The sequence below is a fragment of the Shewanella sp. Isolate11 genome, assembly GCF_022398315.1.
In the GTDB taxonomy this organism is placed as follows: domain Bacteria; phylum Pseudomonadota; class Gammaproteobacteria; order Enterobacterales; family Shewanellaceae; genus Shewanella.
Genome location: NZ_JAKEVF010000001.1, coordinates 140512 through 153733, shown reverse-complemented (window position 1 = coordinate 153733; position 13222 = coordinate 140512). Strand labels below are relative to the sequence as shown.

Annotated in this window: 11 protein-coding genes; 8 read left to right on the top strand and 3 right to left on the bottom strand. The window is 46.5% G+C overall.

Going from position 1 to position 13222, the window contains the following annotated elements; translation table 11 throughout:
• Positions 1-121: 121 nt before the first annotated feature.
• The gene (locus tag L1D21_RS00695) at positions 122-874 is read right to left on the bottom strand and encodes a FimV/HubP family polar landmark protein (RefSeq protein ID WP_239843299.1); all 753 of its coding nucleotides are present in this window, start codon (positions 872-874) and stop codon (positions 122-124) included.
• 175 nt (positions 875-1049) lie between these two features.
• Here L1D21_RS00695 and priA point away from each other — a divergent pair, with 175 nt between their 5' ends.
• The 3 genes from priA (at position 1050) to L1D21_RS00680 (ending at position 5725) form a co-directional block, all read left to right on the top strand.
• Positions 1050-3245, top strand: a complete 2196-nt coding sequence (priA, locus tag L1D21_RS00690; protein ID WP_239844154.1) for a primosomal protein N' — start codon at positions 1050-1052, stop codon at positions 3243-3245.
• 147 nt (positions 3246-3392) lie between these two features.
• Positions 3393-5138: an arginine--tRNA ligase gene (gene argS / locus L1D21_RS00685; protein WP_239843298.1), complete on the top strand. Its 1746-nt coding sequence runs from the start codon at positions 3393-3395 to the stop codon at positions 5136-5138.
• Positions 5139-5152: 14 nt separating this feature from the next.
• The gene (locus L1D21_RS00680) at positions 5153-5725 is read left to right on the top strand and encodes an SPOR domain-containing protein (protein ID WP_239843297.1); all 573 of its coding nucleotides are present in this window, start codon (positions 5153-5155) and stop codon (positions 5723-5725) included.
• A 196-nt stretch (positions 5726-5921) separates the two neighbouring features.
• Here the strand turns inward: L1D21_RS00680 and L1D21_RS00675 are convergent, their stop codons facing one another.
• Positions 5922-7628 (bottom strand): hypothetical protein, encoded by a 1707-nt coding sequence (locus L1D21_RS00675; protein WP_239843296.1) that lies wholly within the window; start codon positions 7626-7628, stop codon positions 5922-5924.
• A gap of 514 nt (positions 7629-8142) precedes the next feature.
• Between L1D21_RS00675 and hslV the strand changes: the two genes are divergently transcribed.
• From hslV to L1D21_RS00650, 5 genes are all read left to right on the top strand, one after another.
• Complete coding sequence (gene hslV / locus L1D21_RS00670; protein ID WP_239843295.1) at positions 8143-8667, top strand: ATP-dependent protease subunit HslV; 525 nt, start codon at positions 8143-8145, stop codon at positions 8665-8667.
• A 27-nt stretch (positions 8668-8694) separates the two neighbouring features.
• Positions 8695-10020, top strand: a complete 1326-nt coding sequence (gene hslU, locus L1D21_RS00665) for an HslU--HslV peptidase ATPase subunit (protein WP_239843293.1) — start codon at positions 8695-8697, stop codon at positions 10018-10020.
• A 107-nt stretch (positions 10021-10127) separates the two neighbouring features.
• The gene (locus tag L1D21_RS00660; protein WP_239843292.1) at positions 10128-10523 is read left to right on the top strand and encodes a DUF971 domain-containing protein; all 396 of its coding nucleotides are present in this window, start codon (positions 10128-10130) and stop codon (positions 10521-10523) included.
• Positions 10524-10593: 70 nt separating this feature from the next.
• Positions 10594-11028, top strand: coding sequence for a DUF3859 domain-containing protein (locus L1D21_RS00655; protein WP_239843291.1), 435 nt, complete (start codon positions 10594-10596; stop codon positions 11026-11028).
• An 84-nt stretch (positions 11029-11112) separates the two neighbouring features.
• Positions 11113-11979, top strand: a complete 867-nt coding sequence (locus tag L1D21_RS00650; protein ID WP_239843290.1) for an AraC family transcriptional regulator — start codon at positions 11113-11115, stop codon at positions 11977-11979.
• A 295-nt stretch (positions 11980-12274) separates the two neighbouring features.
• Here the strand turns inward: L1D21_RS00650 and cyoE are convergent, their stop codons facing one another.
• The gene (gene cyoE, locus L1D21_RS00645) at positions 12275-13213 is read right to left on the bottom strand and encodes a heme o synthase (RefSeq protein WP_239843288.1); all 939 of its coding nucleotides are present in this window, start codon (positions 13211-13213) and stop codon (positions 12275-12277) included.
• Positions 13214-13222 lie beyond the last annotated feature (9 nt).

Genomic DNA, 13222 nt, shown 5'->3' with positions numbered 1-13222 from the left:
TAAGGCCACGTCGCACTCCCGACCCGCAGTCGGACACCACATGTAGTTAATAGAATATTTAGGCGCGAAATAGTACAGGATACGACCAATAGATACAAGTATCAGCCAACAATAATCCCGACTATGATGACATAGCCTCAAAGGTCTGTTTAGCGACCTTGGCATCTTGATATTTATTGATCACCGACTCGGCAGGGCAATTCAATTGAATATCAGCCCTCAACCCATTGATATTAGAGTCATTAAAGGCTTTAGGATTAGCATCAAAAATCGCTAACATGGCGCCATAGGTGTTTAATCCCCACTGAGGTGCATATTGGCTGGCGACACGCCACAAAGTGCGCTTACCTTGGTAATCTAACAGGCATTGAGGCTTGACCTGACCGGTCTGGGCAACACTGTTTAGCTTGCCACTGGTTCGCTTTTGGGCTGTAGCGACCGCTGTTGAAGCAGAACGGTTCGATTGACTCGCACGGGTTCGGCCATACATTATCTCATCCAATTCACTATCGCCTGATAGCCTGACATCCCGACCATCAAACAAACGTAGCCTTTTCACTTCACGCCAGCGGTTAACGTAATGCTCTTTAACTATTAATAGTGCATCTTTATCGGTGACATCTTCAAACCCAGTTAGCTGATAGAGGTAATCATTTAACGGACTCACCATCAAAACTTCATCTCCACTTCGCTGAGACACAATAAACTGCAATTCATCGTAACGACTGTCTTGAGTCACAATATTGACTTTGAGCATCGGCGCCTTACCCAAAGCGAAGAGCTGCTTATTAATGCTGACATGATTAACCTCAGCCAGACTGGACTGACAAAAAAGCAGTAAGCTGGTTAGCACTATAATCAGAACTCTTCTCATATCATCACCTTATGATAGAAAACCTTTACCTATTAAGCACAATAATCTTAGCCTATTCAACTCTCTTTGCTAGATCGTAAAAATCACATTTAGCTCAGCTTAACACCAGATAGTGGTGGCTCTAGTCTGCAACGCTGGTTACACTGGTCACACCTAAAGTTCAATTACTGTGTCTATGCCACTGTTTGTCGAAGTTGCCCTGCCTGTTCCCATGCGCCAAATATTTAGTTATCGAGTCAAAGACAACGATACTCATCTAGCGCAAAAAGGTGTGCGTGTAAAAGTCCCTTTCGGTCGACAGCAACTTATCGGCTTAGTTACTGGCACTAGCCCCGATTGTGATTTAGCGCCCCAACAGATTAAATCTGTCATCAACTTTTTAGATGATGAACCCTTACTGCCTGAATCATTATATAAGTTGACCCAGTGGGCGGCGCGTTACTATTTTTGCAGTGTTGGCCAGATGCTGTCGCAAGCCCTGCCCGTCGCCTTGCGTAAGGGCGCGCAAGTCAGCGCAGAAACCACTCGCTATTGGCAACTGACTCCCGCTGGCCAAGCGGCCGATTTAAACAGCCTAAGTCGCGCTCCCGCACAGCGTAAAGTCATGCAGCAACTTCAAGGTAAAGTGCTCACTCAAGAGGAACTCAGCGCCCTTGAATTGAGTAAAACCGCCATAAAAGCCCTGCAAGAAAGAGATTGGATCGGTTTTCAAGATAGAGACAATCAACTGGATCTGTCATGGCGTGACTCGTTAACCTTAGGCGAAGAGCCCCATCAGCTTAACCCGCAGCAAGCGATCGCCGTCGCGACACTCAATCAACAACAAGGTTATCACTGCACTTTATTAGAGGGGATCACGGGCTCAGGCAAAACAGAGGTCTACCTAGCGCTGCTGGAAACCATACTTAAACAAGGTAAACAAGCACTTATCTTGGTGCCAGAAATAGGCCTAACCCCACAAACTATCAGTCGTTTTAAGCATAGATTTAACGTACAGGTGGCGGTGATCCATTCTGGATTAACCGATAACCAACGACTAAATGCCTGGCGTCAGGCGCGCAGTGGCGAAGCAGCCATCATCATTGGCACCCGCTCGGCATTGTTTACCCCGATGCGCTATCCGGGTCTTATCATCCTAGATGAAGAACATGACAGCAGCTTCAAACAGCAAGAAGGCGTGGGCTATCATGCCAGAGACTTAGCCGTGATGCGGGGGAACCTAGAAAAGATCCCCGTACTGCTTGGCAGTGCGACACCTTCATTGGAAAGCTTACAAAATGCCTTAGCGGGTCGTTATCATCATCTGGAGCTCGGTGAGCGCGCCGGAGCGGCAGAGAAGGTTCGTCAGGGCATAGTAGATATCCGCAATCAGCCACTAAAGAATGGCTTGTCGCACGCATTACTCAACGAAATGCGAATTCATCTCGATGCGGGTAATCAGGTGCTGCTGTTTCTCAATCGCCGCGGGTTTGCACCGGCCCTGCTATGCCACGAATGTGGTCATCTACATGAATGTGATCGCTGCGATGCCTTCTTTACAGTGCATCAGTCCTTAGGTGAGATCCGTTGTCACCACTGTGGTAATCAATATGCCATTCCCCAACAGTGTCATCAATGTGGTAGCACCATGTTGATGGGCCAAGGAGTTGGCACCGAACAGTTAGCCGAGGCGCTGGCCAAAGAGTTTCCTAACTACCCAGTGGTCAGAATCGATCGCGATACCACCAGCCGAAAAGGGGCGCTAGAAAGCCACCTCAATGCGATCCATAAAGGGGAATACAAGATTCTGGTCGGCACCCAAATGCTGGCTAAAGGGCATCATTTTCCGGATGTCACCTTAGTGGGATTGTTAGATGTCGATGGCGCCCTGTTCAGCGCCGACTTTCGTGCTCCAGAGCGCTTTGGTCAGCTATATACTCAAGTGTCAGGACGAGCAGGACGAGCACGCAAAGCCGGTACCGTCTTGCTGCAGACTCACCAGAGTGAAAATCCAATTTTGCGCGAACTGATGCATAAAGGTTATGGCGAATTTGCCAGAGCCCAATTAGAAGAACGTCGACAAGCCTTATTACCACCCGCCTGGTATATGGTACTGCTGCGCGCCGAAGCTCATAAGCCAGAAGATGCCGATGAGTTTCTCAATCAGGTGGCCGCCTTGTTGCCGCAAAACGCCCAATGTGAAGTGATTGGCCCTATGCCGGCGCCTATGGATAAAAAGGCTGGTAAATATCGTCGCCAACTGATGTTTCAAACCAAGGAACGACAACTGCTACAGCAAGGATTTGAAACCGCTTTGCCGCAAATAGAAGCCCTACCGCTGGCGAAAAAGTGTCGCTGGAGTCTGGATCGCGATCCGCAAGATCTGCTGTGATCTAAACTAAGCCCAAAGTTTGCGGCTAAATTTGCAAAAAAGACCATGAATTTCGCCCCTGAGGATAGCAATTAGCCACCACTAACGGCTAGAATACTCGGTTATCCCTGAATCCATTTATCTTAAGAAAGTGTCGATTAAACGCCAATGAAATCACATATCCAATCTTTGCTCGAACAAGCGATCATCACCCTCAAGCAACAGGACGTTATTCCTGCGGATTTTGCCGCGCGTATTCAGGTAGACCGAACCAAAGACAAAACTCATGGTGATTTTGCCACCAACCTTGCCATGATGCTGACCAAAGTGGCACGCAAGAATCCTCTTGAAGTGGCTCAGCTAATTATCGATAGCCTGCCTCAAGATAGCCAAGTCGCTAAAGTAGAGATAGCTGGACCCGGATTCATCAACTTCTTTATCGATGAAAATGCCCTAGCTAATCAGTTAATGACCGCATTAAATGACGAGCATTTGGGTGTTACCTTACCAGCACCACAAACCGTAGTCGTGGATTACTCTTCTCCAAACCTAGCCAAAGAGATGCACGTAGGTCACCTACGTTCAACCATTATTGGCGACAGTGTCGTACGTGCACTGGAGTTTCAAGGTCATAAAGTGATCCGCCAAAACCATGTGGGCGACTGGGGTACTCAATTTGGTATGTTGCTGGCTTATATGGAAGAGCTGCGCGCCCAAAATGGCGAACAAGCACAGATGGAACTGTCAGATTTAGAAAGTTTCTATCGCGCCGCTAAAGTACGTTTCGATGAGTCTGAAGAGTTTGCCACCCGCGCACGTAAACTGGTAGTTGAACTGCAATCTGGTGATGAGTATTGCAACAAATTATGGCGTGAATTCAACGACATTTCCCTTAGTCACTGCCATGAAGTTTATGAGCGTCTGGGGGTAAGTCTGACTCGCGCTGACGTTCGTGGCGAAAGTGCCTATAACGACGACCTTGAACAAGTGGTTCGCGACTTGGATGCACAAGGTTTATTGTCTGAAAGTAATGGCGCCAAGGTGGTATTCCAAGATGAATTCCAAACCAAAGAAGGCGAGCCACTGCCTGTCATTATTCAAAAAGCCGATGGCGGTTATCTTTATGCCACCAGCGACTTAGCAGCAATGCGTTATCGTTCAAACGTATTAAAAGCCGATCGCGCGTTATACTTTGTCGACTTACGCCAAGGCCTGCACTTCCAGCAAGTATTTAGTCTGGCACGCCAAGCAAACTTTGTGGATCCAGCAATGAGCTTAGAACACATGGGCTTTGGCACCATGAACGGTGAAGATGGTCGTCCATTCAAAACGCGTTCTGGTGGTGTAGTTAAGTTAGTAGATCTCTTAAGTGAAGCGGAAACTCGTGCATTAGAGTTGGTTCGCTCTAAAAATCCAGATATGGATGAGCAAGAGTTAGCTCAAATCGCTAAGGTTGTAGGGATCAGCTCGGTTAAATATGCCGACCTGTCGAAAAACCGCGCCAGCGATTACATCTTCAGTTTCGAGCAGATGCTCAGCTTTGAAGGTAATACCGCACCTTATCTGCTATATGCCTATACTCGTGTCGCCGGTATTTTCAAGCGTGCTACAGATATTGACCTCAGCAATGCCACCATTGTGCTTGAGCATGAAAAAGAGAAAGCCTTGGGCACCAAACTGGCTCAGTTTGGCGAAGTACTGAATCGCATGGTCGATAAAGGACAGCCTCATGCTCTTTGTGGTTACCTATTTGAATTGGCTGGCGCATTTTCTAGCTTCTATGAAGCCTGTCCCGTACTGGCGGCCGACTCAGAAGCTGAGAAAACCAGCCGACTGCTATTGGCACAACTTACTGCTAAGACATTGAAACAAGGTTTAGATCTCCTCGGTATCGACACCTTAGAGCGCATGTAACCTAAGGCGGTAAGATGAGCAATCGTGATTACGCAAATAGAAAGCCTGCGAGAAAGTCGCGGGCAACTGGTGGACGACGCAAGACAGCCAAACCGGCACCAAAGCGTTTTCCCTTCCTGCTGTTTTTAATAACTGCAGGTCTATTAGGTGGCTTTGGCTATTTTCTCTGGAGCATCAACAACAGCGCCAGTGATGCTGAGCCAACATTGGTTGAACCGGTAAGTAAGCCTAAGGTAACGAAGAAAGATCCTAACGCTTTACCGCCTAAGCCAAAAGAGGAATGGACCTATCAGCAAGAGCTTGAAAATAAGCAAGTTGAAGTGGATATTCCAGAAAATACAGCACCAACACGTCCTTATCAGATGCAATGTGGCTCGTTCAGAAAGCAATCTCAAGCCGATGAGATGAAGGCAATGATCGCTTTCCAGGGTTTAGAAGCTCAGGTTCGCAGGGTAGAAGGCAATAGCGGCGTATGGTACAAGGTGGTGTTAGGGCCTTACGACCGTAAACGTGTTGCCGAAAAGCAGCGCCATATTCTGCAGCGTGGTGGCTTGAACGGTTGCCAAATTTGGTTCTGGGAAGGCTAACTCTTCATCCCTTAAACGACTAAAATTGCAAATAATAAAGCCAGCATTCGCTGGCTTTTTATTACATCAATTTTGTTACTTCTGTTTCTATCGCATCAATCGGGTTTGATACCAATCAATATAAAAGTAACTTGGCTCTAAAAAATGGGAGAGAGTCATCTTAAAAAGCCAAGTCGTAACCGTTTAATGCATTGTATCAATTACTTTGATTAATCGTCGCTGAATTGCCTGCACCGCCACTTTGGTATATGACAGCCGCATCAGATGTACCATATTGATTGATTGTGGCCTGATTATGCGAACCAACTACACCTAAACCTGATTGAGAAATCATCGCATAGTTGCCGTCACCACTTTGGAACAAGTCAGCGTCATTATAAGCACCCGCGCTCTGATTTACCCAACCTTCGTTGTTATTGCCGCTTTGATCAATATCAGCATCGCCAAACTCACCGAACTGACTGACATTGGCTTTATTACCTGTAGCAAATTGATCGACAGCTGCAACATTGCCTTCGCCACCTTGGTGTACAGTCGCACTCTGATTGGCACCGGTTTGGTAAACTGTGACACTGCCACCAATGGTATCGGTTTGAGTCACATAACTTCTTAAGTCATCACCATTAACTTGATCAATATCGATCGATGAGCCCGAAACACCCGACTGCACAACCGATGAATTTGAATTGGTGGCACTAGACTGATAGACATCAACATCGCCGTTTAAGCTGCCCGCAATTTGTTGAATAGAGACAGACGAGCCATCAGATTCATCAACCTGATCGACATAAGCCTTATTCAAGTTCCCCTCTTGAATAACAGAGGCAACAGCTTCAAAAGAGGTATCCTGATTAATATCTACTAAGTTCGAATCACCTACAGTTTCAACAGTGGCAGAAGCTGGCTCATGATTTCCCCAACCATATTGGCGCACTGTAGTCTGGTTGTTATCACCGGTTACATCGACAGAGGCACTACTAAAATTAACATGCTCCTGATTCACTGTAGCGGTGTTAGAGTTACCGGTTTGAGAAACTACCATACTTGTCTCATACACATGCTCCTGATAAGCATTCACCGTATTGCTACTGCCTTGCTGTGTCACATCTATAGAGGATAACGGACCAGTAGAGTAGGTTTGAGTCGCGGTCGCCATATTGGTTGAACCATTAGACTGAGACACGCTGATTGAACCTTGACTGCTATCGTTTTGCAAAATAGTAATAACTGATTCTGAAGATGCATTCTGGCTCGCATCGGCAGATGCACCATCAGTGATTTGAGTTACCCAAACTTCAGAATTCACAGAACCGTTATATTGTTCAACGTCAGCGAAGTTACCATTACCCGTCTGCACTATGGTCGATAGCGCATTGGTAGAGGTATCTTGGTCAGAGCTGGCTATATTACCGTTACCCATTTGATTGATACTGGCTCCAGCAGGGTTATGCACACCGTAGCCCCACTGTCTGATATCGGCATCATTACCTGAACCTGTTTGCACAGCAGTAGCAGAAGTTTGATCAACATGCTGTTGATCGATATTGGCGTTATTACCAGCACCGACTTGATCCACTGATGCTGTTGTTTGATACATGTGGTTTTGATTAATGCTAGCCGTGTTTGCAGCACCACCCGACTGGATTATTTTTGCACTGGATTCAGTAACAGCTTCTGGACCCTGAGTGATAAGTGCACCCTGACCTACACCGGACTGAGTGATATCCGCGCTGCTATCAACACCCAAAATGGTGTTGATTTCTGCATTATGGCCTGAGCCAGTTTGAGTTGTTGTTGCTGTATTGCCTGAACCATTTTGTGTTGTTGATGCAGTGCTTGAATCTGCATGAGCCGTACCGAAAGCCATAGCAATCGCTGCAGCTAGTGGAAGTAGCTTAGTCATGAGTAATATCCTTTACATTGATTTTCGTCTCACTAGTCCTTTAGCGACCAGACTAGCCGTAGATTAGGTTTCGCCCTGCGTTGCAACTATTCCAATATGGAAAGATCCCAATATAGAAAATCCGCAATATGGAGAATCCCGGCTCTGTTGACACTCATCTGAGCGTGACCGCTAAAAGAGTGCGACACAGAACTGTTAGCCGAAGCCAACAGGCAAGAGTATGGTTCTCACCCCAAGTTTCATCATCCAGCTAAGGTATGAAAGCTTTACACCAACAGGCTAGTTTTCAATTTTCCGCCCCCACTTAAGTATTAATTACGACGTCATACTCTATTACTGACTTGATGACTTAAGCCTTTGGCAAACGGTTAATAATGTGAAAACTAATAAATAAACATCCCGATAAAGTGGCCACTTTGCCTTTGGCCCTTGAATTTTTAAAGCCCCTCCCCCATATCTTAAACATTGTCCACCGATGGGCTTTCTGCTCATCGGCTAGAGAAGAGGAAATATCGTGACCACTATCGTTTCAGTACGCCGCAACAACCAAGTTGTCATCGCCGGAGACGGCCAAGTCTCACTGGGTAATACCGTGATGAAAGGAAACGCCAAGAAGGTTCGTCGTCTCTATCACAACAAAGTGCTAGCAGGTTTTGCCGGCGGTACCGCTGACGCCTTTACCCTATTCGAACGTTTCGAAGCAAAATTAGAAATGCACCAAGGCCACCTGATGCGTGCCGCAGTTGAGATGGCCAAAGATTGGCGCTCAGATAAGGTGCTACGTAAACTTGAAGCCTTACTGGCCGTCGCCGATACCGAGTGTTCATTAATCATTACCGGTAATGGTGATGTGGTGCAGCCAGAAAACGATCTTATTGCTATCGGATCAGGCGGCAACTTTGCCCAAGCTTCGGCAACGGCTTTGCTTGAAAATACCGAACTCAGTGCCCGAGAAATCGCTGAAAAATCGTTAACCATTGCAGGTGATATCTGCGTGTTCACCAACCAATTTAAGACGATTGAAGAACTCAATTACTAACCTATGCTACTGCATTAAGGGAAAACTATGTCTGAGATGACTCCCAGAGAGATTGTTCATGAGTTGGACAGTCATATCATTGGCCAGCAAGCCGCAAAGCGCTCGGTTGCCATCGCATTACGTAACCGCTGGCGCCGCATGCAATTAGAAGCGGATCTGCGCCAAGAGGTCACTCCTAAAAATATTCTGATGATCGGCCCAACCGGTGTCGGTAAAACCGAAATCGCCCGTCGTCTGGCTAAACTAGCCAAAGCGCCATTTATTAAAGTCGAAGCCACCAAGTTCACCGAAGTCGGTTATGTCGGTAAAGAGGTTGAACAGATCATTCGCGATCTAACCGATGCCGCCATAAAACTTACCCGTGAAGAGCAGATGGCAAAGTGCAAGTTCAGAGCAGAAGAAGCCGCCGAAGAGCGTATTCTCGACGCTTTATTGCCAAAGCCGAAAGAAGATTGGGACAGCGAAAATAAAGATGACTCGGCCACTCGCCAGGTATTTCGTAAGAAGCTGCGTGAAGGCCAGTTAGACGATAAAGAAATCGAAATCGATATTGCGGCGCCGCAAGTCGGCATCGAAATCATGTCACCTCCAGGCATGGAAGAGATGACCAATCAGCTACAAAGCATGTTCCAAAACATGGGACCGGGTGCCAGCAAGCGTCGTAAGATGCCAATCAAAGAAGCCTATAAGCTGCTGATTGAAGAGGAAGCGGCCAAGTTAGTTAATGCTGACGATCTGAAAGAACAAGCTATCGAGCTGGTTGAGCAACACGGCATAGTGTTCCTCGATGAGATCGACAAGATTTGTAAGCGTGGTGATACTTCAGGCCCTGACGTTTCTCGTGAAGGGGTACAGCGTGACTTACTACCTTTGGTAGAAGGTTGTACTGTGACCACCAAACACGGCATGGTCAAAACCGATCACATTCTGTTTATTGCTTCTGGCGCATTCCAGATGTCTAAGCCTTCTGATTTGATCCCCGAGCTACAGGGTCGTTTACCTATTCGCGTCGAGCTACAGGCACTGTCAGCAGATGACTTTAAACGTATTCTTACCGAGCCTCATGCTTCACTCACCGAGCAATATGTCGCATTAATGGCGACCGAAGGCGTTAAGGTTGAGTTCAGCGAATCAGGTATCGAACGAATCGCGGAAGCGGCATGGCAGGTTAACGAGCGTACCGAAAACATTGGTGCCCGTCGTCTACATACCGTGATGGAGCGCTTAATGGAAGATCTGTCGTTTGAAGCCTCCGATAAATCAGGTAGCAGCACAGTTATCGACGCCGATTATGTTAATGCGCATCTGGATAACCTAGTACAAGATGAAGACCTAAGCCGCTTCATCTTGTAATAGCGCGCTTAACTCACTGCAGTTGCAATAAGATTTGGGTCTGGCTAGACCCAAATCTTATCCGCTACACTTATTATCTAATTCGATAGTGCACTTGGAGCACCTTGATGAGTTCTCAAAATACCCACCCCAATGTGACCGACCTAAAACTCAAGCGTAAGTCGCGCCTGCTGGAAGTCAGCTTCGATGACGGCAGCACTCATGCCATTAGTTGCGAGTTATTACGAGTTTATTCGCCTTCGGCTGAAGTCCACGGTCACGGTAATCCCGTGCTAGTGACCCACAAAAAGAACGTCAATATCGATGCGATCACCCCTGTTGGTAATTATGCAGTGAAAATTGTCTTCGACGATGGTCATGATACCGGACTGTTTTCATGGAAGGTGTTGTACGACTTGGCCACCAATCAGGTGGAGTTGTGGCAAAACTATCTCGCTCGCATTCGTGCCGCCAAAGCCAGCCGTGAACCCATGATAGATATGGCTGTTAAATACCATAACTAAGCAGCTGAACTTAAAACGAAAGTTATTTAACTACTCATAAGCAATCATTCATCAGGAAAACCGATTTAGCGTGTCCAAACTCAAAGCCGACGTCACCATCTTACAAGCCGGAATCTTTAGTCAATGGGATGAAGAAAGTGCCGATCTCCCCAAGTTTTTAAAATCCACGGTACACATTCCTGCCCAAATCGACATCGAGTTTGGCTTCGTGGCACAGATCAAAAAAGCCAAGAATCAAAAGCTCAGATATTGCATCTATCATCCTGATATTCCAGACGACCAAGGTAATGTTCGTCCGCCCTTTGACGGTGAGTTATTTGTCGAATCAAACGATTGGAAATTTTTTCTCGGTGATACCATCTGGGCTCCCGAGGAAACCAAGGTCGGAAAATGGCGCATGACCATAGAGCTGCGCGGTAAAGTCGTCGCAGAGAAAACCTTTAATGTGCATCTTAATGATGAACAGAGCCAAATCTCCTCATTTTGGAAACGCCGCGGCTTTTAACATTAGCAGTATTAGAGCAATATCGGTCAGGTAATCTGCACCGCTCAGGCGCACAATAGCCTCTCACTTGAAACAGAGATGGATATGAATACACAAGCTAATCAAGACTATAGTAAGCGAATTGAAGCAGTCTGTGATTATATTGCTAAACACTTAGAGCAGCCCCTCAGCGTAGAACAACTCAGCGAAGTGGCACACTTTTCTAAGTACCATTTCCATCGGCAGTTTCAGGTATTTACTGGTATCAATGTGGGCAAGTACATCACCATGTTACGTCTGAAGCGTGCTTCATACCGTTTGGTGTTTCATCCACAGCTGAAAATTACCGATATCGCTTACGATGCCGGCTTTGAAAACAGTGAATCTTTTTCCAGAGCTTTTAAAGCACAATTTCAGCAGACGCCATCTCAGTTTAGGTTAACCCCGAAATGGGAAGCGTGGAATGCACACTATGCCAAGGTTAAAATCACTCGGAGAGACAATGTGAATATCGACATCACCCAAAGAGAAACCGTTAAGGTTGCGGTATTAGAACACCAAGGCAGCCCAGCATCGCTCAACCAATCGATTCAACAATTTATTGCATGGCGTAAACAAACCACTGAATCCCCCGTGGCCAGTAGCCAGACTTTCGGCGTGCCCTTAAACGACCCCAACACGGTCGCGCCCGAGGAGTTTCGCTTCGATATTTGTGGCTCTGTCACCCAAGATGTGGCGGCGAATGACTTTGGCATCATCACCAAAGCGATACCCGGTGGCCGCTGCGCCGTGATCCGCCATCACGGCCCACACGATCAGATGGATGATAAAATTTACCACTTTTATCGAGAATGGTTGCCGCAAAGTGGCGAAGAATTAAGAGATTTTCCCCTTTACTTTGAATACATCAATTTCTTCCCCGAAGTCGCCGAACATGAGCTGATCACCGATATCTATTTCTCGTTGAAATAACCTCATGGGTTACATTCATTAAGCCAATAAAAAGGCGGCACCGCATTTATGCTCGTGTCGCCTTTTGTTATTTGAATAACCTTTTATTTAAACAGAAGTCGGGATAACAAGTGTCGGAAAATCTAAATTTAACAAGCTAATTCAATGCTATAAAGGATTAGTTTGAAAAGAAAAGTCTATTTTCTGACTGAATGCGCAGATTTTTGGGCATATCGAGGCGCTCTGCTTATCCAGAACTCAGGTTATCCAGAACTCAGGTTATCCAGAACTCAGGTTATCCAGAGTTCTGGTTATTTTAGTTCAGCATAACCAATAAGGGAGATTGGGTTACTACCTGAAAGTCCACCGCCATAGTAACGCTGAGCAGAGAGATGGTCAGGATAGAAAACCCAAAAACTTGGCGCGACCAACGCAGCAGATTTACATCGCTACGATAGCCCTTTAACGCCATAGCTAACCACCAAAAACTGGTTACGCAGGCCACCGCCATAAAGCCAATACCTGTATAGCCCGCTAAAGACAACATGGTGCTGACAATCGCAAATACGGCAATATAAAACACAATATGCAGCTTAGCTTTATCAATCCCCTGCGCCACGGGCAGTACGGGAATATTCGCGGCTTCATAATCTTTGAAACGATAGATTGCGATGGCGTAAGAATGTGGCATCTGCCATAGGCTAAACATCAGCAATAAAATCAATGCCGCACCATCAAGCTGACCTGTCACGGCGCAGTAACCCACAACAGGTGGAACCGCACCAGAAAGGCTACCAACCAGAGTGCCATAAACAGAATTGCGCTTCATATACAGGCTGTATAAGCCCACATAAACCAGATAACCGAAAGCGGCGAATAACAAGGCCACCACATTGGTAAACCAGGCTAATAAGCCAAAACCAGCAATGCCTAACAGCACGCCAAAAGACAACACACGCTCAAGATCGATTTCACCTGTGACGGTTGCCCGTTTACAGGTTCGTTGCATCTTGCCGTCGATATCACGGTCAATATAGTTATTGATGGCACAGCCTGAGGCTACCACTAAGGATAAACCGATTAAGGTGGCGAACATCAAAACCAAATCGACTTCACCCTTAGACGCCAATAAAAATCCGCCCACAACCGCGATCAAATTGCCGAAGATAATCCCCGGCTTGGTGACTTGTACATAACGACGAATAAGCGCACCAAGGTCTGTTGTTGTATTAGCTGAAACTGATCTGTTTTTCATATTCAACCT

Excerpts from the sequence above, each read along its gene's own strand:
- L1D21_RS00695 (WP_239843299.1), bottom strand. The coding sequence starts at position 874 with ATGAGAAGAGTTCTGATTATAGTGCTAACCAGCTTACTGCTTTTTTGT.
- priA (WP_239844154.1), top strand. The coding sequence starts at position 1,050 with ATGCCACTGTTTGTCGAAGTTGCCCTGCCTGTTCCCATGCGCCAAATA.
- argS (WP_239843298.1), top strand. The coding sequence starts at position 3,393 with ATGAAATCACATATCCAATCTTTGCTCGAACAAGCGATCATCACCCTC.
- L1D21_RS00680 (WP_239843297.1), top strand. The coding sequence starts at position 5,153 with ATGAGCAATCGTGATTACGCAAATAGAAAGCCTGCGAGAAAGTCGCGG.
- L1D21_RS00675 (WP_239843296.1), bottom strand. The coding sequence starts at position 7,628 with ATGACTAAGCTACTTCCACTAGCTGCAGCGATTGCTATGGCTTTCGGT.
- hslU (WP_239843293.1), top strand. The coding sequence starts at position 8,695 with ATGTCTGAGATGACTCCCAGAGAGATTGTTCATGAGTTGGACAGTCAT.
- L1D21_RS00660 (WP_239843292.1), top strand. The coding sequence starts at position 10,128 with ATGAGTTCTCAAAATACCCACCCCAATGTGACCGACCTAAAACTCAAG.
- L1D21_RS00650 (WP_239843290.1), top strand. The coding sequence starts at position 11,113 with ATGAATACACAAGCTAATCAAGACTATAGTAAGCGAATTGAAGCAGTC.
- cyoE (WP_239843288.1), bottom strand. The coding sequence starts at position 13,213 with ATGAAAAACAGATCAGTTTCAGCTAATACAACAACAGACCTTGGTGCG.